This is a genomic window from Streptomyces sp. NPDC059452, from assembly GCF_042750035.1.
Classification (GTDB): domain Bacteria; phylum Actinomycetota; class Actinomycetes; order Streptomycetales; family Streptomycetaceae; genus Streptomyces.
Genome location: NZ_JBHYVE010000012.1, coordinates 172941 through 198025, shown reverse-complemented (window position 1 = coordinate 198025; position 25085 = coordinate 172941). Strand labels below are relative to the sequence as shown.

General features: G+C 71.9%; 28 protein-coding genes and 1 pseudogene. 15 read left to right on the top strand and 14 right to left on the bottom strand.

What is annotated here, in order from left to right; genetic code table 11:
- Nucleotides 1–25: 25 nt before the first annotated feature.
- Complete coding sequence (locus ACFW9Z_RS18440; RefSeq protein ID WP_007452228.1) at nucleotides 26–232, bottom strand: DUF5999 family protein; 207 nt, start codon at nucleotides 230–232, stop codon at nucleotides 26–28.
- 317 nt (nucleotides 233–549) lie between these two features.
- Nucleotides 550–1134, bottom strand: coding sequence for a hypothetical protein (locus ACFW9Z_RS18435; RefSeq protein WP_384641602.1), 585 nt, complete (start codon nucleotides 1132–1134; stop codon nucleotides 550–552).
- Nucleotides 1135–1621: 487 nt separating this feature from the next.
- Between ACFW9Z_RS18435 and ACFW9Z_RS18430 the strand changes: the two genes are divergently transcribed.
- Nucleotides 1622–3127 (top strand): glutamate--cysteine ligase, encoded by a 1506-nt coding sequence (locus tag ACFW9Z_RS18430; RefSeq protein ID WP_384641599.1) that lies wholly within the window; start codon nucleotides 1622–1624, stop codon nucleotides 3125–3127.
- A gap of 159 nt (nucleotides 3128–3286) precedes the next feature.
- On the opposite strand, the gene ACFW9Z_RS18425 is transcribed toward ACFW9Z_RS18430, so the two are convergent.
- Nucleotides 3287–5077, bottom strand: coding sequence for a substrate-binding and VWA domain-containing protein (locus tag ACFW9Z_RS18425; protein ID WP_384641596.1), 1791 nt, complete (start codon nucleotides 5075–5077; stop codon nucleotides 3287–3289).
- 288 nt (nucleotides 5078–5365) lie between these two features.
- On the opposite strand from ACFW9Z_RS18425, the gene ACFW9Z_RS18420 reads away from it, so the two are divergent.
- On the top strand, nucleotides 5366–6052 hold the full coding sequence (locus tag ACFW9Z_RS18420; protein WP_384641657.1) for a CPBP family intramembrane glutamic endopeptidase: 687 nt from the start codon (nucleotides 5366–5368) through the stop codon (nucleotides 6050–6052).
- Nucleotides 6053–6104: 52 nt separating this feature from the next.
- On the opposite strand, the gene ACFW9Z_RS18415 is transcribed toward ACFW9Z_RS18420, so the two are convergent.
- The 4 genes from ACFW9Z_RS18415 to ACFW9Z_RS18400 all read right to left on the bottom strand — a co-directional run bounded on the left by ACFW9Z_RS18415 (nucleotide 6105) and on the right by ACFW9Z_RS18400 (nucleotide 8977).
- A complete protein-coding gene (locus ACFW9Z_RS18415) occupies nucleotides 6105–6929 on the bottom strand; it encodes a PhzF family phenazine biosynthesis protein (RefSeq protein WP_384641593.1) in 825 nt (274 codons plus the stop codon).
- 100 nt (nucleotides 6930–7029) lie between these two features.
- Complete coding sequence (locus ACFW9Z_RS18410) at nucleotides 7030–7275, bottom strand: hypothetical protein (RefSeq protein ID WP_384641590.1); 246 nt, start codon at nucleotides 7273–7275, stop codon at nucleotides 7030–7032.
- On the bottom strand, nucleotides 7259–7510 hold the full coding sequence (locus ACFW9Z_RS18405) for a DUF6400 family protein (protein ID WP_384641587.1): 252 nt from the start codon (nucleotides 7508–7510) through the stop codon (nucleotides 7259–7261). The genes ACFW9Z_RS18410 and ACFW9Z_RS18405 overlap by 17 nt, the downstream gene beginning before the upstream one ends.
- Nucleotides 7511–7720: 210 nt before the next feature.
- Complete coding sequence (locus tag ACFW9Z_RS18400) at nucleotides 7721–8977, bottom strand: MFS transporter (protein ID WP_384641584.1); 1257 nt, start codon at nucleotides 8975–8977, stop codon at nucleotides 7721–7723.
- 308 nt (nucleotides 8978–9285) lie between these two features.
- Between ACFW9Z_RS18400 and ACFW9Z_RS18395 the strand changes: the two genes are divergently transcribed.
- Nucleotides 9286–9573, top strand: coding sequence for a hypothetical protein (locus ACFW9Z_RS18395; protein WP_384641581.1), 288 nt, complete (start codon nucleotides 9286–9288; stop codon nucleotides 9571–9573).
- A gap of 41 nt (nucleotides 9574–9614) precedes the next feature.
- Here ACFW9Z_RS18395 and ACFW9Z_RS18390 read toward each other — a convergent pair whose 3' ends face one another.
- Nucleotides 9615–10064 (bottom strand): SRPBCC family protein, encoded by a 450-nt coding sequence (locus tag ACFW9Z_RS18390; protein ID WP_384641578.1) that lies wholly within the window; start codon nucleotides 10062–10064, stop codon nucleotides 9615–9617.
- A 79-nt stretch (nucleotides 10065–10143) separates the two neighbouring features.
- Nucleotides 10144–10338 (bottom strand): hypothetical protein, encoded by a 195-nt coding sequence (locus ACFW9Z_RS18385; protein WP_384641575.1) that lies wholly within the window; start codon nucleotides 10336–10338, stop codon nucleotides 10144–10146.
- A gap of 257 nt (nucleotides 10339–10595) precedes the next feature.
- On the opposite strand from ACFW9Z_RS18385, the gene ACFW9Z_RS18380 reads away from it, so the two are divergent.
- The 3 genes from ACFW9Z_RS18380 (at nucleotide 10596) to ACFW9Z_RS18370 (ending at nucleotide 13408) form a co-directional block, all read left to right on the top strand.
- The gene (locus ACFW9Z_RS18380) at nucleotides 10596–11138 is read left to right on the top strand and encodes a Clp protease N-terminal domain-containing protein (RefSeq protein WP_384641572.1); all 543 of its coding nucleotides are present in this window, start codon (nucleotides 10596–10598) and stop codon (nucleotides 11136–11138) included.
- A 104-nt stretch (nucleotides 11139–11242) separates the two neighbouring features.
- Nucleotides 11243–12280: a DMT family transporter gene (locus ACFW9Z_RS18375; RefSeq protein ID WP_384641569.1), complete on the top strand. Its 1038-nt coding sequence runs from the start codon at nucleotides 11243–11245 to the stop codon at nucleotides 12278–12280.
- Nucleotides 12281–12442: 162 nt separating this feature from the next.
- Nucleotides 12443–13408, top strand: a complete 966-nt coding sequence (locus ACFW9Z_RS18370; protein ID WP_384641566.1) for a DMT family transporter — start codon at nucleotides 12443–12445, stop codon at nucleotides 13406–13408.
- A gap of 86 nt (nucleotides 13409–13494) precedes the next feature.
- Here ACFW9Z_RS18370 and ACFW9Z_RS18365 read toward each other — a convergent pair whose 3' ends face one another.
- Entirely contained in the window at nucleotides 13495–14211 is a 717-nt protein-coding gene (locus ACFW9Z_RS18365; RefSeq protein WP_384641563.1) for a pyridoxamine 5'-phosphate oxidase family protein, read from the bottom strand.
- A 35-nt stretch (nucleotides 14212–14246) separates the two neighbouring features.
- Between ACFW9Z_RS18365 and ACFW9Z_RS18360 the strand changes: the two genes are divergently transcribed.
- Nucleotides 14247–15578, top strand: a complete 1332-nt coding sequence (locus tag ACFW9Z_RS18360) for an aminotransferase class I/II-fold pyridoxal phosphate-dependent enzyme (protein ID WP_384641560.1) — start codon at nucleotides 14247–14249, stop codon at nucleotides 15576–15578.
- On the opposite strand, the gene ACFW9Z_RS18355 is transcribed toward ACFW9Z_RS18360, so the two are convergent.
- Nucleotides 15565–16590, bottom strand: a complete 1026-nt coding sequence (locus tag ACFW9Z_RS18355; RefSeq protein WP_384641557.1) for a DMT family transporter — start codon at nucleotides 16588–16590, stop codon at nucleotides 15565–15567. The two genes, ACFW9Z_RS18360 and ACFW9Z_RS18355, sit on opposite strands and share 14 nt — an antisense overlap.
- A 73-nt stretch (nucleotides 16591–16663) precedes the next feature.
- Between ACFW9Z_RS18355 and ACFW9Z_RS18350 the strand changes: the two genes are divergently transcribed.
- Nucleotides 16664–17587 (top strand): LysR family transcriptional regulator, encoded by a 924-nt coding sequence (locus ACFW9Z_RS18350; RefSeq protein WP_384641554.1) that lies wholly within the window; start codon nucleotides 16664–16666, stop codon nucleotides 17585–17587.
- On the opposite strand, the gene ACFW9Z_RS18345 is transcribed toward ACFW9Z_RS18350, so the two are convergent.
- Nucleotides 17588–18061, bottom strand: a complete 474-nt coding sequence (locus ACFW9Z_RS18345) for a pyridoxamine 5'-phosphate oxidase family protein (protein WP_384641551.1) — start codon at nucleotides 18059–18061, stop codon at nucleotides 17588–17590.
- A gap of 116 nt (nucleotides 18062–18177) precedes the next feature.
- Here ACFW9Z_RS18345 and ACFW9Z_RS18340 point away from each other — a divergent pair, with 116 nt between their 5' ends.
- Entirely contained in the window at nucleotides 18178–18834 is a 657-nt protein-coding gene (locus tag ACFW9Z_RS18340) for a cysteine hydrolase (RefSeq protein WP_384641548.1), read from the top strand.
- 27 nt (nucleotides 18835–18861) lie between these two features.
- A pseudogene (locus ACFW9Z_RS18335) lies at nucleotides 18862–19128 on the top strand (DUF664 domain-containing protein); the annotation flags it as partial.
- 96 nt (nucleotides 19129–19224) lie between these two features.
- On the opposite strand, the gene ACFW9Z_RS18330 reads toward ACFW9Z_RS18335, so the two are convergent.
- Both ACFW9Z_RS18330 and ACFW9Z_RS18325 read right to left on the bottom strand, forming a co-directional pair.
- Complete coding sequence (locus ACFW9Z_RS18330; RefSeq protein ID WP_384641544.1) at nucleotides 19225–19677, bottom strand: Rieske (2Fe-2S) protein; 453 nt, start codon at nucleotides 19675–19677, stop codon at nucleotides 19225–19227.
- A 106-nt stretch (nucleotides 19678–19783) separates the two neighbouring features.
- The gene (locus tag ACFW9Z_RS18325) at nucleotides 19784–20248 is read right to left on the bottom strand and encodes a hypothetical protein (RefSeq protein WP_384641541.1); all 465 of its coding nucleotides are present in this window, start codon (nucleotides 20246–20248) and stop codon (nucleotides 19784–19786) included.
- Between the two features lie 61 nt (nucleotides 20249–20309).
- On the opposite strand from ACFW9Z_RS18325, the gene ACFW9Z_RS18320 reads away from it, so the two are divergent.
- From ACFW9Z_RS18320 to ACFW9Z_RS18300, 5 genes are all read left to right on the top strand, one after another.
- The gene (locus tag ACFW9Z_RS18320) at nucleotides 20310–21212 is read left to right on the top strand and encodes a HipA family kinase (RefSeq protein ID WP_384641538.1); all 903 of its coding nucleotides are present in this window, start codon (nucleotides 20310–20312) and stop codon (nucleotides 21210–21212) included.
- Entirely contained in the window at nucleotides 21209–21592 is a 384-nt protein-coding gene (locus ACFW9Z_RS18315; protein ID WP_384641535.1) for a DUF3037 domain-containing protein, read from the top strand. The genes ACFW9Z_RS18320 and ACFW9Z_RS18315 overlap by 4 nt, the downstream gene beginning before the upstream one ends.
- A gap of 203 nt (nucleotides 21593–21795) precedes the next feature.
- Nucleotides 21796–22557, top strand: a complete 762-nt coding sequence (fabG, locus tag ACFW9Z_RS18310) for a 3-oxoacyl-ACP reductase FabG (RefSeq protein ID WP_384641532.1) — start codon at nucleotides 21796–21798, stop codon at nucleotides 22555–22557.
- A gap of 20 nt (nucleotides 22558–22577) precedes the next feature.
- The gene (locus tag ACFW9Z_RS18305) at nucleotides 22578–23333 is read left to right on the top strand and encodes an SDR family oxidoreductase (protein ID WP_384641529.1); all 756 of its coding nucleotides are present in this window, start codon (nucleotides 22578–22580) and stop codon (nucleotides 23331–23333) included.
- A gap of 117 nt (nucleotides 23334–23450) precedes the next feature.
- Nucleotides 23451–25031, top strand: a complete 1581-nt coding sequence (locus ACFW9Z_RS18300; RefSeq protein WP_384641654.1) for an ABC transporter substrate-binding protein — start codon at nucleotides 23451–23453, stop codon at nucleotides 25029–25031.
- The last annotated feature ends 54 nt before the right edge of the window (nucleotides 25032–25085 follow it).

Here is a 25085-nt window from a genome sequence, read left to right as displayed (position 1 = left end):
TGCTGTGTTGTCCGTACGGCCGCTCTCAGGCGGCCTTCACCACGCGGCCTGCCGCCAACGGCCGGTGCGGTGCGATGATCTGCCCGTCCGGCAGCAGCTCGCCGGTGTCCTCGAAGAGCAGGACACCGTTGCACAGAAGGCTCCAGCCCTGTTCCGGGTGGTGTGCCGTCAGACGGGCCGCCTCCCGGTCGGGGGAGTCGGCGGTGGGGCAGGGTGGCTGGTGCTGGCACATGGATGCGTTCTTTCGCTGCGTCGAGTCGAGTGTCCTGCGGCTGGATGAGAGGTTCATGGCCGCCCCCGTATCAGTCGGTCCGGTCCCAGTGTTGCCCTACGGGGGTGATTCCGCAGGGATTTCGCTGCAGCTCCCGTACTCCTCTCATGACGCGTCACCCGCGCGGACGGTTCACCGCAACTGCACTGTCACTTCGGGTGGTTCGGGGTGGCCGGACCGGGCTAGTCCGAGTGGGTAGGACGGAGCCCCCGCAGTGGCCCGTTCCGCCACCTGGCGTCGGGGTCACCGCGAGGGCTCCGGTTACGTCGGCCGCCGGGTCAGGCGGAGCTGAGCAGCGGGCCGGGGCCCACGCGCAGGGTCATGACGGGCAGCAGATCGGCGACCCGGTGCGGCCGGTGCGCGGCGATACCGGGCGGCGCCGGTGCCAGGGGCACCAGGACGTCGGCCGGGGCGAGCACACCGCCGGCGGCGTCGTCCTCCGTATCGTCGTGCAGCCAGAGGGTGAGCATGTACAGCTCGGGGATGGAGAGGAGTCTCGCCTGGTACGCCGTGGGCGAGGCTTCCGCCTGGCGGACCGCGAGCTCCGTCGAGGCGAGGTAGGGGCCCTCGAAGAAGTGCGAGAAGCTCCAGCCGTCCGGGGTGAGCATGGTGTCCGCCGCCGCGATCGCACGGCCCTCGCTCCGGATCAGGAAGCGCCAGGCCGCGAGGCGGGTTCGAGGTGCCGTCCCGGTCGGGGCGATCCGGTCCAGAACGTGCACGGGAAGCGGCAGTTCGGGGCTGAGCGGTCCCTGGACGGACCGGAGGGCGGAGGTGCGCGCCTCACGGACCGCGGTGGGGGAACCGAGGGCCGCGGACACGCTGCGCAGGGCGGGCGCGGGAGCCGGGGGGACATGCAGCGGCATAGTGGGTCGCCTCTCACTTGGAGACACGGTGATGCGTGGGCGGGTGCAGACGGCGCTGTCGGCAGAGCGGGGCCGGAGGAGTGGCCGATGACGGGCCGGTTGCGTCAACTCTCTGCCTCGTCAGGCGGAGTTTATACGACACGTGTTCACTCAGTGTTTCCGCTAGCCGCCGGGGATATTTCGCGCAAGGCGACATCCGGACTCTGAAATGCGGTATTCCTGGTGATTTGATCGGCCGTTTCCGGCTCCCGCCTGTGCTTCTTTCGGCGGAGCGGTAGGCCGAAACTCGTCGGTGTTTCCGTCATGCACTCTCCGGGCGAAAATGCCGTTCGCAGAGTGCCACAGGAATGTGCCCCCGGTCTCCGTCAACCAGCCTAGCGTGTTTCCGGTGCTCCGTGGGGCGTTACGGATCACTCCCACTGGGCATTATCGATCGTGATGCGAACGGCCCGGGCAGCGGGCCGACCACTGGAGGAGGGACCCCTCGATGGGGGAGAAGGTCGTGGCGGGAGCCGTTGACCTGTCCGATCGGCAGGCCTACCGCACCAAGCTCAACCAGTGCCTGGAGGGGCTGGGCAGACTGCTGGCGGAGCGGAGGTTCGACCGTCCCAGGAACCTGATGGGGCTGGAGATAGAGCTGAATCTCGCGGGTTCCGACGGCATGCCCCGGATGATGAATCAAGAAGTCCTCCAGCGCATCGCGAGCCGGGATTTCCAGACCGAACTAGGGATGTTCAATCTGGAAGTAAATATCGTTCCGCACCGGCTCGGCGGCCGGGTATTCGATCAGCTCTCGGAGGAGTTGCGGACCGGTCTCGCCTATGCGCATCGCAAGGCCGGTGAGGTGGATGCGGGGATTGTCATGATCGGCATCCTGCCGACGCTCGGCGAGCACGACGTGGTCTCGGCGAATCTCTCGGACGTCGACCGCTACACCCTGCTCAACGATCAAATGGCGGCGGCCCGGGGAGAGGATTTCGCCCTGGATATCGAAGGTGTGGAGCACCTGGTCTGCTCCTCGCCCTCGATCGCTCCCGAATCGGCCTGCACCTCGGTCCAGTTGCACCTTCAGGTGACGCCCGCCCGGTTCGCCGACGTGTGGAACGCGGCCCAGGCGATCGCCTCCGTGCAGATCGCGCTGGGCGCCAACGCCCCGTTCCTCTTCGGCAAGGAGCTCTGGCGCGAGTCCCGGCCCCCGCTGTTCCAGCAGGCCACCGACGTACGGCCGCCGGAGCTGGCCAACCAGGGTGTACGGCCCAGGACTTGGTTCGGGGAGCGCTGGATCACCTCCGCCTACGAGCTGTTCGAGGAGAACCTGCGCTACTTCCCGCCGCTGCTGCCGATCTGCGACGACGAGGAGCCGCTGCGGGTTCTCGACGAGGGCGGGGTGCCGGAGCTGGCCGAGCTGGTCCTGCACAACGGGACGGTCTACCGCTGGAACCGCCCGGTGTACGGGATGGCCGACGGCGTCCCGCACCTGCGGGTGGAGAACCGCGTCCTGCCGGCCGGGCCGACCGTCACGGACGTCATCGCCAACGCGGCCTTCTACTACGGGCTCGTACGGGCCCTCGCCGAGGAGTCCCGCCCGGTCTGGAGCAAGCTCCCCTTCGAGGCCGCCGCCGAGAACTTCACCGAGGCCTGCCGCCACGGCATCGACGCCGAACTGCTCTGGCCGCGCCCCGGCCGGGCCGGCGGACTGGCCAAGGTCCCCGCCGTACAGCTCGTACGGGAGGAGCTGCTGCCGCTGGCCGCGGCCGGTCTCGACGCCTGGCACATCGAGCCCGCCGACCGGGACCGCTACCTCGGCGTCATCGAGGAGCGCTGCAAACGGCGGGTCAATGGGGCCTCCTGGCAGGTCGCCACGTACCGCCGGGCGCTGGAGGCCGGTCTCGGCCGGGAGGCGGCACTGGCGGCGACCACGCGGCGCTACGCCGAGCTGATGCACGCGGGGGAGCCGGTGCACACCTGGCCGGTGGGGTTCCCGGCGCCCTGAGGGGGCGGCTGGGTGTTCCCGTACGCGGACGGGGGTAGCTCGGTGTGTGCCCGTACGCGTACGAGGGCGGCGGTGCATGTTCCCGTACGCGTACGGGGCGGCGGGGTGCTTGTGCGGCCTGTTCGGTCCGGCAGGCCGCCGTCGGGCCGGGCGCCGTCCTCACTCCTGGGCGGCGCGTCCGTTCTGTCCCGCCGTCATGATGGCCTGGAGGATGACCGCCTGGATCTCCGCCGGGTCGCTCACGCCGTACCCGTCGCCGCCGGTGATCCGCGCGATCTCGGCGACCTCCTCGCGGTCGGCCTCCGGGCCCACCGCGATGGCGATGACCGGAACGGGACGCTCGGAGTCGGTGAGTCCCTTGAGCTCCGTGATCAGCGCACTGCGGGAGATGCCGTCCTCGTCCTGGTTGGAGCCGTCCGTGAGGATCACCAGGGCGTTGAACTTGCCCTTCACATACGTCGACCGGGCCTCCTTGTACGAGGCCAGCACCGTGTCGTACAGCCCGGTCGCCCCGCCCGGTACGGGCTGGAGCCCCGCGAACGCCGCCGAGAGCTTCTCCCGGTGGGTGGAGCCGCCCGGGGAGGGGTCGCCCAGCCTGCGGGTCTCCATGAGCTTGCGGTAGTCCTTCTCGCCGTCCAGCGTGGTGGCGAACTCCCACAGGCCGATCTCGTCGTCCGGGGTGAACTGGGTGAGCGCCTGGATCAGCGACTCCTTGGTGACGTCCATCCGGGACTGGTTCCGTCCCGGCACCAGGGTGGCCATGGAGCCCGAGGCGTCGACCACCGTGGTCAGCCGGGCGCTCTGGACGGTGATCGTCCACATCCCCAGCACCTCCTGGAGCTTCTTCGCCGAAGGTGCCTCGGCCGCCGATGTGTCGTACGGCTGCGGAGACTTGCCGCCCGCCGAGGTGACGACCGCGTCGTCGGCCCTTCCGTCGGCCGGGCGGAAACCGTACCGGGCGAACACGGCCCGCGAGCCCTTGTCGTTGAGCAGGGTCATGAAGCGCAGGGCCGCCCGGGACTGGGCGAGGGTCAGCTTCTCCTCGTCGACCAGCGTGTAGGGGTAGTCGAGCAGCGGGGTGCCGTCCTCGGGGTAGAAGAGGTCCAGCCTGCCGCTGCCGGTCGCCTCCGCGTTGTGGGCGAAGGCGGCCTGCTCGGATATGAGGACCGCCTGGTTGCGTCTGGGATTGCCGTCCTCCGCGCCGGAACCGCTCCGCGCCAGGGTCTCCAGCACCTGCGCGTCGCTGTCCGACATCCGCTCGGCCAGCACCTTCGCGGTCTCCGCGACCCTGGTGTCGCTGTCCCCGCCCTGCTCCTCGGACGAGGCGCCGATGCTGGTGAGCGCCAGCAGACCGGTGGCGCTGCGCGCCGGATCGGCCGCGCCGAGGCGGATCCTGTCGGACTGGAGGGCCGCGCCGACCGATTCGGCCCAGGAGTACGTCTTCTTCGGCCAGCCCAGCCGCTTGGAGGCGGACGGCACCATGGCGAGGGTCACCGGTGAGGAGGCCACCGAGTCGGAGGGGGAGACGGGGGTTCCGGTGCCCAGCCCCTTCGCCCGGTCCAGCCAGAGGTCGGAGTCGGGCAGCCAGACCTGGAAGCCGGGTGCCTCGGCCTCGCTCGCGAGGGCGTCGGCCACCTTGTAGGAGTCGCGGGCCACCACCTCCACGTCCATGCAGTGGCCGTCGGATCTCACCTCGTCCGCGAGGGTCTGCTCGGCTATGGCCCGGACCGCCGGGGCGATGTCCGGCGAGGCGGCCAGGGTCAGGCGCACGGCGGAGTCCTCGCACGACTCGGAGAACGACAGCAGTCCGCCCTTGACCGCCACCGCGGTTCCCGTCGCCACGGCGAGGACGAGCAGGGTGGCGATGGCGATGGTGCGACGCCGGCGCCGGGGGGATGCGTCCCCGCGTTCTTCCGGCGCGTAGGCGTCGGGCAAGCTGTGACGTCCCATGTCGGTGGAGCCCCCTGAAGACGAACGATGAACGGTGAACAAGGAAAAGGGGGACCGCACCATCGGCGATGGTGGTCGTCCCCCGGCCTGTCGCGCATGATCTTCGTACCTGCATTCGAGACCCTAGCGGGACGGTGGGCGGGATGAGACGCGATTGCAGAACAAAAGGCAGGTGTACCGGTGGAGGTGGGGCGCATGGCTGATTCTTTTCCTCAAGAGGGCCCGTCGCGAAGGATCTTGCGGTCGGAGATGGTGCTGGTCCTGGCGCTCTCCTTGGGCGCGAGCGCGGTGTCCGCGCTCATCAGCTTTGTCGGATCGCTGACGAAACCGGGGGGTTTGAAGGACCAGGCGGCGACGCTGAACGGTTCGTACGCCCCGGGCCGTCCATGGCTGGATCTGGCGTGGCAAATGTTCGGAATCGCAACGGCCCTGGTGCCGGTCGCGCTCGTGGCGCACCTGCTGATCAGGGAGGGCGCAAGCCTGCGGACGATCGGGTTCGACCGGACCCGGCCGTGGTCCGACCTCGGTCGCGGAACGCTGATCGCGGCCGGCATCGGCAGCGCCGGGCTCGCCTTCTACCTGGTGGCCAGAGCGACCGGCTTCAACCTCACCGTCGTACCGGAGTCGCTGCCCGACGTCTGGTGGAAGTTCCCCGTGCTCATCCTCGCCGCGGCGGAGAACTCCGTGGTGGAGGAGGTCATCGTCGTCGCCTACCTGCTGCGGAGGCTGGACCAGCTGGGCTGGACGCCGATGGCCTCGCTGGTGGCCAGCTCGGTGCTGCGTGGCTCGTACCACCTGTACCAGGGCATCGGCGGCTTCATCGGCAACCTGGTGATGGGCGTCGTCTTCGTGCTGCTGTACCGGCGGTGGGGGCGGGTGGGGCCGTTGGTCGTGGCCCATACGCTGCTCGACATCGGGGCGTTCGTCGGGTACGCGCTCCTCGCGGGCAAGGTGGACTGGCTGCCGACGCCGTAGGAGGGGGAGGGGTGGCAGGGGCGGCGCGGAGGGTCCCGTACGCCGCCCCCTCTCAGAGGGTGGTCAGCAGCTCGCCGTCGATGACGGTGACCGCCGTGCCGGTCAGCAGGGTGCGTTCGCCGCGCAGTGCGGTGCGTACGAGACCGGAGCGGGCGGACGCCTGGAGCCCGGTCAGGTCGTCGCGGCCGAACCGGGCCGACCAGAACGGGGCCAGCGCGGTGTGGGCGCTGCCGGTCACCGGGTCCTCGTCGATGCCGACGCCCGGGAAGAAGCCGCGCGAGACGTAGTCGTAGCCGCGCGCGGGGTCCTCGGCGGCGGCCGTGGCGATGATGCCGCGCCGGGAGTGGGTCACCAGGGCGGCGAAGTCCGGGGTCAGAGCCCGTACGGTCGCCTCGTCGCGGAGCTCGACGAGCAGGTCGCCGATGTGCTCCCCGGTGTCGTGGACCGAGACCGGCTCCGCCCCCAGGGCCTTGGCCAGGCCGGGCGGCGGTACGGCTTCCTCGCGCAGCGGGGCGGTGGGGAAGTCGAGGGTGAGGGAGCCGTCCGGGTGGGCGGTGGCGGTGAGGATCCCGCAGCGGGCGGTGAAGCGTACGGTGCCGGTGGCCCGGCCCGTGGTGTGCAGGATGTGCGCGGTGGCGAGCGTGGCGTGCCCGCACATGTCGACCTCGGTCGCCGGGGTGAACCAGCGCAGCGCCCAGTCGGCCGTGCCGCCCGGCGGCAGCGGGTGGGCGAAGGCCGTTTCGGAGAGGTTGACCTCGGTGGCGATCTCCTGGAGCCGTTCGGCGTCCGGGAAGGCGGTGGATTCCAGCAGGAGGACGCCTGCGGGGTTGCCGGAGAAGGGGCGGTCGGTGAACGCGTCGACGATACGAATCCTCATGGGACGACCGTAGATCGCCCGCGCGGCCACGGGCCAAGGCCAATCGGGGGTTCCTGGCCCTGTCACCCGGGCGTGGGAGGTCCGGGCGCGGGCCGGCGGTTCAGGAGCAGGGGGTGCCGCCGCCGTGGCGGGGGAGGCCGGGGCGGCTGTCGAGCGACCAGGTGTGGGTGCAGCCGGGGCACTGGAGGTGCAGGACCGGACCGTTGTTGGAGATCAGATAGCGCCAGTGCTCGCCGCAGGTGCGCAGGTCCGCGCAGGTCGCGCAGTGGCGGGCGTCGTCGCAGGCGGGGCAGGTCACCCAGGCTCGGCGGGCGATGTCCGCCTGCGGATCAATGGGCAGCCGCACGGCCCGGATCCTTGTCCGGCAGGACACCGGCGGCCACCAGCCGGTCGTAGGTGCGCTGCTGGTCGGCGTCGAGGCCCGAGTAGAGCAGGGCGTAGGCCTCGTCCTCGCCGCGGAGGGCGGCCATCGGATCCCAGTCGGGCCCGAGCGCGGCGACGACCGCGGTCCGTCGCCGGGCCTCCTCGAAGGTCAGGTCGATGGTGAAGGGGACGAGCCCGGTGGTCCTGTCCTGATTCATGGCTGCGCTTCCGGTGGGTGTGGGGGTGAAACCTCACCATCTGTACCAGGCCCGCGCGGCGGCAGGGAAGGGTGACCTAAGTCGCCCGCTGAGGTGCCGCCCTCCGCCGTCCCGTGGCCGTGCCCTCGGATCGGCGGGCGAGGGCGGGCGGTTGTCCGGTACGGGGGTGCTCGCGGCGGCTCCGTACCGCGTACGGCCCTGTGGTACACGTCATAGCGCGAGCCTCCGCCCCAGCCGGACGAGCGGGGACGCGGCCATCACGGCCGGGGACAGCATCATGCCCGCGGTCGTCACCAGGAGGCTGGTGCGCAGCCCCCACTCCTGCGCGAGGAGCCCCCCGAGCAGCGAGCCGAGCGGGGTGCACCCCATCCCGACGAAGGTGATCGTCGCGGCGGCGCGGCCCTGCATTCCGTCCGGGGTGACGGCCTGCCGCACCGACATGACCGTGACGTTCACCAACTGCCCGAAGGCCCCGAACACGAAGTTGACCGCCAGGAGCGCGGCCACCGTCACCGCCGATGAGCCGTGCAGGGCGGGCACCCAGAGCAGGGCGCCGTTGCCGAGCACCGCGCCGGAGACGAGCACCACGCCATGGCCGTACCGCCTCGGCAGCCGGGCGGCCAGGACCGACCCGAGGAGCGCGCCCGGTCCGGTCGCCGCGAGGACGAGCCCGACGGTCGCGCCCGTCAGGTGCAGTTCGCGCGGGAGGAAGAGCAGGTAGACGGTCATCGTGGCCGCGAAGGAGAACTGGAAGGCGGCCGAGGCGAGGCAGACGGCCCGCAGCAGGGGGTGTCCGGCGACGAAGCGCAGGCCGTCCCGGATCTGCTGCCGGACCCGAGGGGCGGGTTCGTGGTGCTCCGGTACGGCTTCGGCCCGGCGGATCCGCCGGAGGGACGCGAACGACATCGCGAAGAACAGCGCGCCGGAGGCGGCGGCGACCGGCGCCGAGAGCAGCGACACCAGCCCGCCGCCGAGCGCGGGGCCGCCGATCTGCGCGGCGGACCGGCTGCCTTCCAGCGCGCTGTTGCCCGGCAAGAGCTGATCGCGTCTCACCAGCCTTACGAGGGAGGCCTGATAGGCGACATCGAAGAGGACGGACAGAGCTCCGACGGTGAAGGCGACCATGGACAACGCGGGCAGGCCGAGCAGCCCGAGGAGACCGGCCACGGCGGCCGCGCCCAGTACGACGGCCCGGGCGGCGTCCGTCACCACCATCACCGTGCGGGCCCGCCATCGGTCCACCCACGCACCCGCCAGGAGCGAGAGCAACAGGACGGGCGCCTGCCCCACGGCCCGGAGGGCGCCCAACTGGCCCGCGTCGGCGTCGAGCGCCAGGACGGCGAAGAGCGGCAGAACGATGAGCATCGTGTGTTCGCCGAGCTGGGAGGCGGTCTGGCCCGCCCAGAGTCTGCGGAAGTCGGCGTCCCGCCACACGGAAGGGGAGGACGCGGAGGAGGGGGACGGCACGGAGACCCCTGGGGTTGCCGGAACGAGGACCGCCGGCTCGGCGCGTGAAGGCGCACCCGGGCTTCGGGCGGGGTGAAGGGCTCGCTGTGCCGCGACCTCAGGGGCAGCACGCGATGACGGGCCGGTCCCGGCCTACGACGTCAACGCGCGCTCGGACGACCGGGCATGCCTCTCCGCCTCCCTCGTGGGTCACTCGTCGGCCCGAACGGTAGCGCTCGGGGGCCGGGAGGCGAAAGACGATTACGGCGGGCCCCACCGCCCGAGGGCCCTCCGGCCGTGATCGGCGGGCGGTTCGACAGCGTGCGGCCGTGATCGAACCCGTGGAGTCACCCCTGCTGTTCCTGGACGTCGACGGAACGCTGCTGCCGTACGGGGGAGTTCGGCTTCCCGCCGCCCCGGACGAGTGGGCAGGATGGCAGCACCTGTCCAATCCTCAGCTCGCGAAGATCGACCGCACGCACGGCCCGCGTCTCCTGGCTCTGCCCTGCACGCTGATATGGGCCGCGCTCCTCCACCGGGTGGCTTCTTCGACCGGTCTCGGCGAGGCCGACTTCGGGGTTCTGGAGGAGTGGCTGCTGGGTGTCCGGGCCCGGTAGCGGTCACACACCGCGTGTCCCTCCCGCGTCGGCAGTCGTGGTCAGGGCGTGACCAGGCCCGCGAGCTTGCGCAGGGACTCCTGGAGTGCCGCCGTCGCGGAGTCCTTGAGTTTGCCGCCCATCAGGGAGACCGCCGCGCCGGTGAACTCGCCCTCGATGCGCACCACCGTGGCCGTCCCGTCCGGGGACGGGGACGGGTGCGGAGTCAGGGAGTAGCGCATGGCCAGGTTGACGCCCATCGGGCCCGTGCCCCGGGTCGTCAGCAGTCGGCCGGGCTCCAGTTCGTCGACCGTCCACGTCACTTCGGCGGGGAAGCCCATGAGCTTCATGTTCTCCTCGTAGACGGCCCCCTTCTCCAGCGTGGTCGGGCCGCCCTTGGGGAAGCTGGTGTGGGTGGCGTTCCACTCGCCGTACGAAGGGAAGTCCGTCAGCTGTGCCCAGACCTTCTCGGCGGGTGCCTCGATGCGTGCCTCCGCGCTGACTTCGGCCATGCGACCACCCCTGGTTCGTCCGGTTACGGTGCCGGGGAACGTAACGGCGGCGGCTCCAATATTCAATGCTGATGCATCGTCAGATTTGCTGGGGCTGCCGGTTCCGCCAGATCTCCGCCGCGTCGAACCGGTCCGACGCGCGCGGGTGCGGGCCCTCGTCGTGGCAGTGAAAAGCGGCCCAGAACAGATCGGCGGGCAGGGCGTCGTCCGGCGCGTACACGCGGTAGACGTACTGCATCCCGTCCTGGGCGAGCAGTGCGACCATCCAGAACACCTGTGATGTCCCTCCGCCCGGAGTCGATGCCTGCGTGCTGTGTGCTGTGGTCTGGGGGACGTGTGCGCGGGGTGTGGCGGTTGCCCGGGGGAGTGCGGCGCAAGGCGGCGCGCCCCCCTGAGAGTGATGGTTGTACGCCGTGGCGCGATCTCATCCGCAGGGATGAGGGGCCGCTCCGGTGAGCCCAACTTGGGTGGGACCCGCGAATGGGCCGCGCCGCCGATGCCTCACGGCCCGGGGACTGATGGGGTGGAGTAGTGCAAAACCGGACGCCGCGGATCCCTGACCAGCCCGCCCCGAACCCCGTCGGACCCGATGCCGGGCTCACCGTCGAACTGGCCTCGGTGGTGACGGGGGCGCGCAGGCGTGCGCTGCGGGACGGCGACCGGCAGATCGACACCGCCCACCTTCTGCACTCCCTCATCGAGAGCGACCCCGAGGTCCGCGAGGCCTTCGACGGCGGACCGCGGCTGGCGAAGGTGCTCGGCTACCTCGTGCAGCGCAGCATCGGTTACGGGCTCCGCTGGCAGGGGTCGGTGGAGGACTCCGGGGCCGTCCCCGTCGTACGGGACCCGGCGGCGGAGGGCTGGTCGCCGTCGGCCGTCACCGCGATGGAGGACGCCCTGCGCCGGGCGGGGCTGCGCGGGGAGCCGCACGCCCGGGGGCTGGATCTCCTCGCCGCACTGGCCGCCGATGGGGAGTGCCGGGCGGTGGAGGTGCTGAGCCGGGCCGGTGTGGACGCGCGGTGGCTGGCGGGGCGGGCGGTGGAGCGTATGGCTGAGGCGTCTCGGTGGGGGTGATGGGGCGGGTGTTTCGGGGGGTGTGACGGGGGAGCGTGCCGGCGGGGTGTCTCGACAGGTGTCACGGAGGTGACGGTGCTGTCGGGTGCTGTCATGATGTGCCGATGCACGCGTCTCGGGGTACTCAGAAGCGAAGCGCCGGTCTGGGGCTCGCCCTGCTTTCGGCCTTCGCTTTCGGCGGCTCGGGGGTCGCCGCCAAGCCGCTCATCGAGGCGGGGCTCGACCCCCTGCACGTGGTGTGGCTGCGGGTGGCGGGTGCCGCTCTCATCATGCTGCCGGTCGCCTGGCGTCACCGGAACCTGGTACGTGAGCGGCCCGCCCTGCTGGCCGGGTTCGGGCTCTTCGCCGTGGCGGGAGTGCAGGCCTGCTACTTCGCCGCGATCTCCCGTATCCCGGTCGGGGTGGCGCTCCTCGTCGAGTATCTGGCCCCCGCGCTGGTCCTCGGCTGGGTCCGGTTCGTCCAGCGCAGGCCCGTCACCCGGGCCGCCGCACTCGGTGTGGTCCTGGCCGTCGGCGGGCTCGCCTGTGTCGTCGAGGTGTGGGCCGGGCTCAGCTTCGACGCCCTCGGGCTGCTGCTCGCCCTCGGCGCCGCCTGCTGCCAGGTCGGCTACTTCGTCCTCTCCGACCACGGCGGCCAGGAGGGCAAGGGCGGTGACGGGCGGCGCGTCGAACCTCCGCACCCGCTCGGCGTCATCTCGTACGGACTGATCGTCGGCGCCCTCGTCCTCACCGTTGTGGCGCGCCCCTGGGGCATGGACTGGTCGCTGCTCGGCGGAACCGCGGGCATGAACGGCAACGGGGTCCCCGCCTGGCTGCTGCTCGGCTGGATCGTGCTGATCGCCACCGTGCTCGCGTACGGCAGTGGCGTCGTCTCCGTCCGGAGGCTCTCGCCGCAGGTCGCCGGGGTCGTCGCCTGCCTGGAGGCGGTCATCGCGACCGTGCTGGCCTGGGTGCTCCTCGGTGAGCACCTCTCCGCGCCGCAGCTCATCGGTGGCTTCGTGGTCCTGACCGGGGCGTTCATTGCCCAGTCGGCCGCGCCGAAACCGCCCTCGGGGCCCGTTGCCGCAGGGGCGGGGGCGGGCCTCGGTGCCGTCGAGGGCGCCGCCGGAAGTGAGTTGTCCGCCGGGCGGGCCCCGCATTAGTGTGCCGATCATGCATCTGACTGTGCTGCCGCCGCCTGTCGCCTAGCGCGCGCGGCCACTCCTGACGAAGACCGGGCTCGGGCAGTCCCCGAGCGGTTCGTCGCTGCCCGCGTGCGGAGCCGAGCGACCACCACCCTGTCTGTCCTCCTCCGGAGAAGTCACATGGCCATGCCTGGTGTTTCCGCTCTGCCCGTCGGGCGGAGCCTGCTGTATCTCGTCGTCGCCGGAGTCGCCTGGGGCACCGCCGGTGCGGCCGCCTCCCTGATCTTCCGGATCAGCGATCTCGGCCCCCTCGCCCTGTCCTTCTGGCGCTGCTTCGGCGGCCTCGTCCTGCTGGCGGGGGTACTCGCCCTGCGTCCCGGCCGCGCACCCCGGCGGCCCGAACCCCGGCGCCGCAGGCTGCTGCGCATCCTCGCCACGGGCGTCGGCCTCACCGTGTTCCAGAGCGCGTACTTCGCGGCGGTTGAGGCCACCGGCCTCGCCGTCGGTACCGTCGTCACGCTCGGCGCCGGGCCCGTCCTGATCGCCCTCGGCGCACGCGTGATGCTGGGCGAACGGCTCGGCCGGGGCGGGCTCGCCGCCGTGGTGGGTGCGCTGGCCGGTCTCGCCGTGCTCGTCCTGGGCGGCGAGGGCGGCGAGGTCGTCCCGGCCGGGGTGCTCCTCGCGCTCCTGTCCGCCGCCGGGTACGCGGCGATCACCCTGCTCACCCGCTGGCTCGGGCGGGACGGCGGCGGTGGCGACGCGCTCACCACCAGCGCCTGGGCGTTCGGCATCGGGGCGGTGGGGCTGCTGCCCATGGCGGCGGCCGAGGGGCTTGTGCCGCACACCGCCGAGGCGGGGCAGGTGCTGTGGCTGCTCGTCTACGTGGCGGCGGTGCCCACCGCGCTCGCGTACGCGCTGTACTTCGCGGGGGCCGCCGTCGTCCGCTCGGCCACCGTCTCCGTGATCATGCTCCTGGAGCCGGTGAGCGCCGCGCTCATCGCGGTGACCGTCCTGCGGGAGCGGCTGACGGCGGCCACCGTCATCGGCACCCTGCTTCTGCTGGCCGCCGTGGCCGGGCTGGCCCTGGCCGAGGCGCGAGGCGCCGCGGTCACGCGCCGGAGGGAGGCGGAGGCCCTGGCCGTGTAGTGGGGCAGGGCCTGGAGCAGGGGCCGGGTGTCGAGGCCCGGGGCCGGGGCAGCGGCTCCGGGTTCTGTTCCCCCGGGCGGCCCGGATCAGAGCGCGCGGAGGTAGTCCGGTACGTCGACGGCCGGGTCCAGGTCGTCCGCCGGGACCGGCTGCGCGTAGCCCCGGGTGAGGGGGACGATCCCGGTCCAGTGGGGGAGGGTGAGGTCCTCCGGCTCGTCGTCGGGGCCGCCGGTGCGGACCTTCGCCGAGACCTCGTCCAGGTCCAGCCGGATCACCGCCGTGGCGGCCAGCTCCTTGGCGTCGGCCGGGCGGGCGTCGCGGGAGCGGCCGGGGACCGCCTGGTCGACGATCGCGTCGAGGGCGATGCGCCGCTCCTCGGGGTCGGTCACGGCGGTGGCGGTGCCGTGGACCACCACGGAGCGGTAGTTCAGCGAGTGGTGGAAGGCGGACCGGGCCAGCACCAGGGCATCGACATGGGTGACGGTCAGGCAGACCGGCAGCCCGGGGCCGGCCGCCGCCCGGGCGTTCCGCAGCGGCCGCGATCCGGTCGACCCGTGGACGTACAGGCGCTCCCCGACCCGGCCGTACATGGTCGGCAGCACGACCGGCGCTCCGTCCCGGACGAAGCCGAGGTGGCAGAGGTAGGCCCCGTCGAGGATCGAGTGGACCAGCTCGCGGTCGTAGGAGGCGCGCTCCTTGGACCGGGTGGGTACCGTGCGGTCGGTGGGCGTGTAGGAGGAGGACGTGGAGGGGGAGGCGGCAACGCCGGGGCCCGTGGGGGCGGGCGGTGCGGTGTGCTGCATTGCGTACTCCATTGCACTAGTGCATAATGTTGTTTGTGCTAGGAGAGTATCGGATCAGTGGGCGGCGCGCATCGGAGATCGCCGCCAGTGTGGAGCGCGGGGTCGGCTCCGGAGAGCTCGCGCCCGGTCATGTGCTGCCCCCGATGCGGGAGTTGGCCGCGCGCCTGGAGGTCAACCCGAACACGGTGGCCGCCGCCTACCGGACTTTGCGCGAGCGCGGAGTGATCGAGACGGCGGGCCGCCGGGGGAGCCGGGTGCGGGCGCGCCCCGCCAGTACGCCCCGCGGCTCCTTGCGGATCGAGGCGCCGCCGGGCGTACGCGATCTCGGCGAGGGCAACCCCGATCCGGCCCTGCTGCCGCCGCTGGGCCCGGCGCTCGCCGCGGCCGCCGCGGTCGATGCCGAGCGCCCCGGTCTGTACGGGGAGGCCCCCGTGGTCCCGGAGTTCGCGGCGTACGCGCGGGGCGCGATGGACGCCGACGGGGTGCCCGAGGGGCCCGTCGCGGTGACCTCCGGCGCCCTCGACGCCATCGAGCGGGTGCTCGCCGCGCATCTGCGGCCGGGCGACGCGGTGGCGGTGGAGGACCCGGGGTGGGGCAGTGTGCTCGACCTCGTACCGGCGCTCGGGCTGCGCGTCGTACCGGTCGGGGTGGACGACGACGGGCCGCTGGTCGCGGACGTGGAGCGGGTGCTGCGGGCCGGGGCGCGGGCGCTCGTCGTCACCGACCGGGCGCAGAACCCGACCGGGGCCTCGGTGAGCGGGGGCCGGGCCCGGGAGCTGAAGGCCGTGCTCGCCCGCCACCCGGATGTCCTGCTGATCGAGGACGACCACGGCCACGCCATCGTCGGCCTGCCGCTGCACCCGCTGGCGGGCACCACGGACCACTGGGCGTTCATCAGGTCGGCGACCAAGGCGTACGGGCCCGATCTGCGGGTCGCCGTGCTCACCGGCGACCCGGTCACGGTCGACCGGGTCGCGGGCCGGCAACGGCTGGGCCCCGGCTGGGTCAGCCGCCTGCTCCAGCGTGCGGTGCTCCACCTGTGGACCTCGGACGCCGTCGACACCGCCGCCGTCGCCCGCTCCTACGGAGAGCGCCGCGACGCCCTCGTACACGCGTTGGCGGAGCGTGGGGTGGCGGCCCACGGGCGCAGCGGGATGAACGTGTGGGTGCCCGTCAGCGACGAGACCGGGGCCATCGCCCGGCTGCTGCACGCAGGGTGGGCGGCGGCCCCCGGAGCGCGCTTCCGGGTGGCCACGCCCCAGGCGGTGCGGCTCACCGTCTCCCGCCTGACCGCCGCGGACATCGGGCCGCTGGCGGACGCGGTGGCGGCGGCGGCCGGACCGGTGCGACCGGTCACGTACGGCTGAGGCGTCGGCGTCCCTCTCCGGATCGGGGGGCCTCGCCCGGCGCGGGCTTGCGGGCGGGGGCCGAGGGGCGGCTCTGGGTGAGGGCCGCTCCGGCCAGCACGATCACCGCGCCCACCGGGGTGTTCCAGGTCAGCTGCTCGCCGAGCAGGGTCACGCCCGCCGCCGTGGCGATCACCGGGATGAAGTAGGTGACCATCTGCCCGGTCGTCGGGCCCACCTCCTGGACCAGCCCGTACTGGAGCAGCACCGCGAGGCCCGTGCCGAGCGCGCCGAGGGCGAGGACGGAGAGCGTCGGCAGGAGCGGGAACGTGTCCGGGGCGGAGGTGAACACCGGGGTCACCACGGCCAGTTGCAGTGTCCCGACGAAGAGCTGGCTGCCGGTGAGCGTCAGCGTCGAGGAGCCGGTCCCCGCCAGCGTACGGCGGACGTAGATCCAGCCGACCGCGTAGCTGAACGAGGCCAGCAGCGCCATCCCCGTACCGGGCAGGTCCACGCCGGAGAAGCCCTGCCAGGCGCCCAGGACCGTCAGCACGCCGAGGAAGCCGACGCCCAGGCCCGCGACGCGTCGGCGGGTCGGGCGGTCCTCGGAGAGGGCGACCACCGAGAGGGCCATGCCCCACAGGGGCGAGGTCGCGTTGCAGATACCGGCGAGGGTGGAGGGGATGGTCAGCTCGGCGTAGGAGAAGAGGGAGAACGGCAGCGCGTTGAGGAAGAACGCCGCCACCGTGATGTGCCCCCAGGTCCGGGCCGAGCGCGGCAGCCGCTCGCGGCGCATCGCCATCGCGACGGCCAGGACGGCGGTGCCCGCGAGCAGCCTGCCGAGGGTGACCTGGAACGGTGCGTACCCCTCGGTGCCCACCTTGATGAGCAGGAAGCTGAACCCCCAGATGAGGGAGAGCACGGCGAACCGGATTCGCCAGTCCACGGCCGGGCGCCGGATGGCGGGCGGGGGCGGGAGTGGCGGTACGGACGCGGCCGGAGGGGTGGCGGGCTGCTGGCAGGGGGCGCTCATGGCTCAACGATGACCAACAGCACTGATTAGAACAAGCGAGAGTTTCTGCGCAGATTCGCGTAGCATCGCTTACATGTTGAATCTGGAGCGGCTGCGCACCCTGGACGCCCTCGCCCGGCACGGCTCGGTGAGCGGGGCCGCCGGAGGGCTGCATGTCACCACATCGGCGGTCTCGCAGCAGATGGCCAAGCTGGAGCGCGAGGTCGGTCAGCAGTTGCTTGCGAGGAACGGCCGGGGCGTCCGCCTCACCGACGCGGGCCGACTGCTCGCGGACCACGCCGCCCGGATCCTGTCGCAGGTGGAGCTGGCCCAGTCCGACATCGAGGCGCAGCGGGGTGAGGTGGTCGGCGAGGTGACGCTCTCCGCGTTCCCCACGGCGGCGCGCGGACTGCTGCCCGCCACGCTCATCTCCCTGCGCGCGGACCATCCCGAACTGAGAGTGCGAACGAGGGAGTTGGAGCCGGAGCAGGGGCTCCTCGCGGTGCTGCGGGGCGATGTCGACGTGGCCGTGGTGCTCGACTGGAGCAACAAGCGGCTGCCCGTTCCCGGCGGTCTGACCAAGGCCGAACTCCTCGACGACGCACCGGACATCGCCATGCCGGCCGGGCATCCGCTGGCAGACCGGGCCGAAGTGGAGCTGGAGGACTTCGCGCGGGACGAGTGGGTCTCCTGGCCGGAGGGCGAATTCTGTTACGAGTGGCTGATGTTCACCCTGCGCTCCCGGGGGATCGAGCCGCGCATCTCCCACCTGGCCGGAGAGCACCACACGCAACTCGCCCTCATCGCGGCCGGGTTCGGCGTCTGCGTCGCACCGCGACTGGGCCGAGGCCCTGTCCCCGCCGGAGTCTCCCTGGTGCCGGTGCGGCAGACCATGCGCCGCCACATCCATGCCGTCTGGCGTACGGACGCCGACCGCCGCCCCTCGGTCCGGGCCACGGTCGAGGCGCTGCGGGCGGCGGCGGAGCAGGTGGCGGCCGGAGTCGCGGGTGCGGGGTGACTACCGCCCCGGCTCCGCGATCTTGCGGAAGTCCCATGAGGTGACGGTGTCCGGGGTGAGCCGTAGCCAGGCGTGCCGACCGTCGTGCGGCATCTCCGTCATCCCGAAGTACTTGGCGGGGAACAGCCGCTCCGGTACGTCGAGTTCGGGGCAGGGCTCACCCGTGCGCGGGGCCTCGCCGACGAACTGGGCCGTACCGGAGAGCTCCACGCCGCGCAGCTCGTCGTACGATTCCCCGTCGTCGACCACCACGGCGATTCGCGGGTCCTTGCGCAGCTGGGACCAGCGCAGGCTGCGGGTGATGGAGTACAGCCAGAGCGAGGAGCCGTCCCAGACGAACCAGAGCGCACCGATGTGCGGAGGTCCGTCGGCGGCGAGGGTGGCGACCCGGCAGGTGCGCTGCCCGGTGAGGTAGGCGTCCCGCTCCTCGGGGGTCATCATGATCCGGCGGCCGCGTCGCTGGGTGTCGGTCATGCGGGGTCCTCCCCTTGTCATCTGACGACGTGTCAGAAATCATGGGGGCTCTTCCGTCGCGGCGCAACGCCGTTGACCGCACGGCGGACGAGAAGAGCGAGAAGGGAAGGAGCCCCGTGGCGTCCAGGGAATCGCAGGACCGGCTCGCCGCGCTGCTGGCCCCCGCCACCACCGTACTGCTGACCGTCGAATGCCAGCAGGGCGTCGTGGGACCGGACAGTGCCCTGCCCGAACTCGCCAGGGCCGCCCGCTCCTCGGGCGTCCTCGACAACATCGCCCGCCTGGTCGCCGCCGCCCACGAGGGCGGTGTCCAGGTCATGCACGCGGTCGCCGAGAGCCGCCCCGACGGACGCGGCGCCAACCGCAACGCCCGCCTCTTCCGCGCCGCCGCCCGGCTCCCCGTACAGCAGCACACCGGCACCACCGCCGTACGGGTCGCGCCGCCCATCCCGGTGGCGGAAGAGGACCTCGTCGTACGCCGGTTGCACGGACTCTCGCCGCTCGCCGGCACCGATGTGGACGCGCTCCTGCGCAACCTCGGGTGCCGCACGCTCGTCGTCACCGGGGTCTCGGCCAACGTCGCGATCCCCAACGCCGTGTTCGACGCCGTCAACCTCGGCTACACGGCGGTCGTCCCCTCCGACGCGATCGCGGGGGTGCCCGCCGAGTACACCCCCGCGATGATCCGCAACACCCTCGCCCTGGTCTCCACGGTCACCACCACCGATGAGATCCTGGGCCGTTGGAAGGGACCCCGCAGGCAGGCGGGGTAGGTTTCGGGGGCCCCGGAAGCCCCGACATGGACCGAGGAGCCCGACTTTCAGGCGGCGTACGACGCGACCCGATCGACCGGGGCCGAGGCGTTCACGGCCTGGGAGGCGGAGGTCGCGAACTCGCGCCGGATCGAGCGGGAGGCGGAGTCCCTGGATCTGGCCGGGCAGCAGCCGCGTTGGGGCCAGGGCGTGTCGCTGCGGATGGTGGTGATGCACGTCCTGCTGGAGTACGGCCGTCACAACGGGCACGCGGACTTCCTGCGGGAGGGCGTGGACGGGACCGTGGGCGCCTGAGCGGCCACCCACCCCACCAATCATGTGAGGTTGCCCCCCCGCACCGGCCGCCGCGCGCGGATGCCGGCGGCCGATGCGGAGCGGTGACGACCGGCCCTACACCAGCGTGATCGCCCCGCCCTCCACCGAGATCTCCCGCGCGGGCAGCGGCTGGGTGGCGGGTCCGGCGGTGGGGCTGCCCGTCGCCGCGTCGAACGTCGAACCGTGGCAGGGGCAGGTGATGGCCCCGTCCCTGACGTCCTTGACCGCACAGCCCTGATGGGTGCACGTGGCCGAGAAGGCTTTGAACTCACCGGCTTTCGGCTGGGTCACCACGACCTTCTGCGCGGCGAAGACGACCCCGCCGCCCTCCGGGATGTCCGCCGTCTGCGCGAGAACGGCCGCCCCAGCCCCCTCCCCGCCGCTCCCCGGCTGCTCGACCGACTCCGCACCTCCCGAGCCGTCCGAACCCCCGCACGCGGTGAGTGCGGCAGCCGCTCCGGCCGCGCCCACCGCCAGGAAGACGGTGCGGCGTTCGAGGAGGTTCCGGGGCTTCCGCGCTGCGCTCATCGTGGTGATTCCCTTCATCGGTATCCATGAATGACTACGGCTTCGGCCATGGGTACGGAGAACGGGGCGCGGGTGTTCAGCGCGGGGGAGCGGGGCCGTACCGGGGTCAGAACTCCGACGGCCGCAGCGCCCCCACGGCGAGCCAGGCGCAGACGCCCGAGGCCAGGAGAGGTATCGCGGGGAAGAGCAGGAGCCCGGCCCTGGACAGGAGATCGGGTTCCACCTCGACCCACTCGCCCCACGGGGTGCGGGCCACATCGGCGGTCTTCCCCGGCTGTCGGCCGAAGTGCACCATCGGCTCGCCCAGCCCTCCGGCGTCGCCCGCCTCCACCGGGCGGACGGCGCACCAGATCTGGTCCCCGCCCTTGCCGCCGGACCGTGTCTCGCACTCCATGACCCGGACCGGGCGTGACTCCCCGGCCAGCCCGGCGCCGATGCTGCCGCTGATGGCCACGTACACGGTGATGCCCAGGAAGACCAGCGCGCCGGTCACCCAGCCGGCACAGATGACGAAACGTCTGCGCCCGGGGTGTTTCGCCTTTCTCTTCTTTGTCTTCCGCGCTCTTTTCATCCGCTGATCGTACGAGGCGTGTGCCGGGGGCCCGCCGCGTGGCGGCCGATAGCCTGGCCCCATGCTCACCGAAGTCACCGCGACCCGCTACGTCACGCCCCTGCGTGAGGGCGGCTCGCTCCCGGGGATCGTCGAGGCCGACGATCTCGGTACGTACGTCATGAAGTTCACCGGAGCCGGACAGGGGCGCAAGACCCTCGTCGCGGAGGTCATCTGCGGGGAGCTGGGGCGTCGGCTCGGGCTGCGGGTGCCGGAGTTGGTGACCATCGAGCTGGACCCGGTCATCGGGCTCGCCGAGCCCGACCAGGAGGTGCAGGAGCTGCTCAAGGCGAGCGGCGGGCTGAATCTGGGCATGGACTACCTGCCGGGGTCGCTCGGGTTCGACCCGCTCGCCTACGAGGTCGGTGCGGCCGAGGCGGGGCGGGTCGTCTGGTTCGACGCGCTGATCAACAACGTCGACCGCTCCTGGCGCAACCCCAACATGCTGGTCTGGCACGGCGACCTCTGGCTCATCGACCACGGCGCCACCATGATCTGGCACCACAACTGGCCGGGCGCCGAGGCCTCGGCGGCGAAGCCGTACAACGCCTCCGACCATGTGCTGGCCCCCTTCGCCCCGGACATCGCGTCCGCCGCCGCCGAGCTCGCCCCGCTGGTCACCGAGGAGCTGCTGACCGAGGTGGCCGCCGACGTCCCGGACGCCTGGCTGGCCGACGAGCCCGGGTTCGGGTCCACCGACGAGCTGCGCCGGGCCTACGTGGCTCCGCTGCTGGCGCGGGCCGCCACCATCCATGAGCGGATCACCCTGGACGCGCCGGCCGCGAACCGGCCCTCCCAGGCCCCGGGCTGGCTCACCGAACGGCTGCCGCCCCGGCCGCAACAACCGGACGGCGGGGCTCCCGCCGCCATCGGCGGGGACCGTGCCGCCGCAGCCGCCCGTACCGGCGAGGAGGGTGGCCGATGACGCGCCGCGATGTCTTCGAGTACGCGCTCCTCAAGGTCGTCCCCCGGGTCGAGCGCGGGGAGTGCTTCAACGCCGGGGTGCTCGTCTACTGCCGGGCGAAGTCGTTCGTCGCCGCCCGTACACACCTGGACGAGGCGAAGCTGAGGGCGCTGGACCCGCACGCCGATGTCGTCGGGGTGCGGGCCGCCCTCCGCGCGGTCGAAGGGCTCTGCGGCGGCGGGGAGGGGGCCGGTCAGGCGGCCGGTGACGACGCCGGGCGGCGCTTCCGCTGGCTGATCGCCCCGCGCTCCACGGTCGTCCAGCCGGGGGCCGTGCACAGCGGGCTCACCACCGATCCGGCCGGTGAGGTGGAGCGGCTGCTCGATCTGCTGGTGCGCTGAGCCCGGTACGGGGCGGGGCCGGGCGGTGTGACGTGCGGCCCCCGGGGGCGCCCGCCGTTGACACCGGGTGCCAGGGCTTCTAGCGTCTCGTCTGCTGAAGGTACTAAGCGGTTGCTCAGCCATCGGGGCCTCCCTGGCGGGGACTGTCAGGCAGGCGCCCCGACGTCCGCTGAGCCGCTATCCAAGGGCGAGGAGAACCAAGCATGTCCACCACCGAGCAGCGCGTCGCCATCGTGACGGGAGCCGCGCGGGGCATCGGCGCCGCCACCGCCGTCCGCCTGGCGGCCGAGGGCCGCGCCGTCGCCGTACTCGACCTCGACGAGGCGGCCTGCGAGGACACCGTCGAGAAGATCACCGCCGCGGGCGGCACCGCGCTCGCCGTCGGCTGCGACGTGTCGGACAGCGCCCAGGTGGAGGCCGCCGTCGCGCGGGTCGCCGCCGAGCTGGGTGCTCCGACCATCCTGGTGAACAACGCGGGCGTGCTCCGCGACAACCTGCTGTTCAAGATGAGCGAGTCCGACTGGGACATCGTGATGAACGTCCACCTCAAGGGCGCGTTCCTGATGGCGAAGGCCGTCCAGGCGCACATGGTGGAGGCCAAGTTCGGCCGGATCGTCTCGCTCTCCTCCTCCTCGGCCCTCGGCAACCGGGGCCAGGCCAACTACTCCGCCGTCAAGGCGGGGCTCCAGGGCCTCACCAAGACCCTCGCCAAGGAGCTCGGCAAATTCGGCGTCACCGCCAACGCGGTCGCCCCGGGCTTCATCGTCACCGAGATGACCGCGCAGACCGCCGCCCGGGTCGGCATGGGCTTCGAGGAGTTCCAGGCGGCCGCCGCCACCCAGATCCCGGTCCAGCGCGTCGGCCGTCCCGAGGACGTCGCCAACGCCATCGCCTTCTTCGCTGGTGACGACGCCGGCTTCGTCTCCGGCCAGGTCATCTACGTGGCCGGCGGCCCCCTCAACTGACCCGAAGGGCAGCGAACGACATGACGGTGCAGGACAGCGGGAAAGTCGCCCTCGTCACGGGCGCCAGCCGGGGCATCGGCTACGGGGTCGCCGAGGCGCTCGTCGCGCGCGGCGACCGGGTGGCCATCACCGGACGGGGCGAGGACGCCCTCAAGGAGGCCGTGGAGCGGCTCGGCGCCGACCGGGTCATCGCCATCCCCGGCAAGGCCCACGACGAGGCCCACCAGGCGGCGGCGGTGGAGCGGACCATGGAGGCGTTCGGCCGGGTCGACTACCTGGTGAACAACGCGGGGACCAACCCGGTCTTCGGCCCCATGGCCGAGATGGACCTCAACGTGGCCCGCAAGGTCTTCGAGATCAACGTGATCTCGGCGCTCGGCTTCGCCCAGCAGACCTGGCGGGCCTGGCAGAAGGAGAACGGCGGGGCGATCGTCAACATCGCCTCCGTCGCCGGCGTCTCCCCCTCGCCGTTCATCGGCGCGTACGGGATGTCCAAGGCGGCCATGATCAACCTGACCCTCCAGCTGGCGCACGAGTTCGCGCCGATCGTCCGGGTCAACGCGATCGCCCCCGCCGTGGTCAAGACGAAGTTCGCCGAGGCGCTCTACGAGGGCCGTGAGGCGGAGGCGGCCGCCGCCTATCCGCTCGGCAGGCTCGGTGTGCCCGAGGACATCGGGGGCGCCGCGGCCTTCCTGACCTCGGCGCAGTCGGACTGGATCACCGGGCAGACCCTGGTGGTCGACGGAGGAATTTTCCTCAACGCCGGCGTGGGCTGAGAGTGGCCTGAACCGGTTTGGCCTGATTGACTCAGTCGCCCCGCTGGACCGTCGGATTGCTCCGGCGGGGCGCTGCGGTATGGTCTGCCGACCCATGGCTGATCGAGGAGCGTGCACGTGTTCTACCGGGCCAGTCTGCAGGCCGCTGCAGCCCTAGCATCCCTTTCTCTGCTGGCCGGCTGCGGTCTTCTTTCCGACAGCGGGTCGGACGAGAACCAGAAGATAACCGTCGGGACGACGAGCTCCCCGTCCACCCTGGACCCCGCGGCGGCCTGGGACGGCTCCTGGGAGCTGATGCGGAACATCTACCAGACCCTGGTGAGCTTCCCCACGGGCAGTACGAGTCCCGAGCCGGACGCGGCCGAGTCCTGCACGTTCACCGACGCCACGAGCATGGCGTACCGGTGCACGCTCAAGAAGAACCTGAAGTTCTCCAACGGCGAGAAGCTCGACGCCCGGGCCGTCAAGCACTCCATCGACCGGATCGTGGACATCCACTTCAAGGGCGGCCCGGCCGGCATGCTCGGCTCGCTCGACCGGGTGGAGACCAAGGGCGACGACACCGTCATCTTCCACCTGAACAAGTCCGACGCCACCTTCCCGTTCATCCTGGCCACGCCCGCGATGTCGCTGGTCGCCCCCGGCGACTACCCCAAGGACAAGATCCGCGAGGACGGCAGGATCACCGGCTCCGGTCCCTACCTCCTGGACTCCTACGAGGCCGGGGTCAGCGCCGAGCTGACGAAGAACCCCGACTACAAGGGCTTCGCCAACCGGAAGAACAACGCGGTCACCATCAGGTACTTCGAGAAGTCCGCCCAGATGGTGGACGCGCTCAAGGCCAAGGACATCGACGCCACCTACCGCGGTCTGACCGCCGAGGAGGTCGTCGGCCTGGAGGACAACAAGGAGGACAACGACGGCCTCCAGATCATCGAGACCACGGGCGCGGACATCCGCTTCCTCGTCTTCAACCCGAAGGACCCGGCCGCCTCCAAGCCCGCCGTCCGCAAGGCCATCGCCCATGTCGTGGACCGTGACGCCCTGGTCGCCAAGGTCTACCGCGGCACCGCCGAACCCCTCTACTCGATGATCCCCAAGGGCATCTCCGGCCACACCACCAGCTTCTTCGACACCTTCGGCGAACCGGACGTGAAGCAGGCGAAGGAGATCCTGACCTCGGCCGGGATCACCGAGCCGGTGAAGATGACCTTCTGGTACACGACCGACCGGTACGGCTCCTCCACGCAGCCCGAGTTCGAGGAGCTGGAGCGCCAGCTGGAGAAGTCGGGGCTTTTCGACATCACCCTGGAGAGCGCGCCCTGGAAGACCTTCCAGGAGGGCTTCACCCAGGGCGAGTACCCGGTCTTCGGCCGTGGCTGGTTCCCGGACTTCCCGGACCCGGACAACTTCATCGCCCCCTTCGTCGGCGAGGAGAGCGTCACCGGGACCCCGTACCGCAACAAGGAGATCACCCAGGAGCTCATCCCCGCCACGCGGCAGGAGAGCGACCGGGGCGCGGTCAGCAAGCAGTTCGAGCGGGCGCAGCAGATCCTCGTCGAGGACGTCCGGCTGCTGCCGCTGTGGCAGGGCAAGCTGTACGTCGCCTCGGGCGACGACATCGGCGGCGGCGAGCGCGCACTCGACCCGCAGACCGTGATGCAGATGTGGGAGCTCTACCGCAAGGCCAGCTGGTAGCAGGCTTACGGGCCCGGGGAGTTCGGCCTCCCCGGGCCCGTTGTCAGTGGTGGG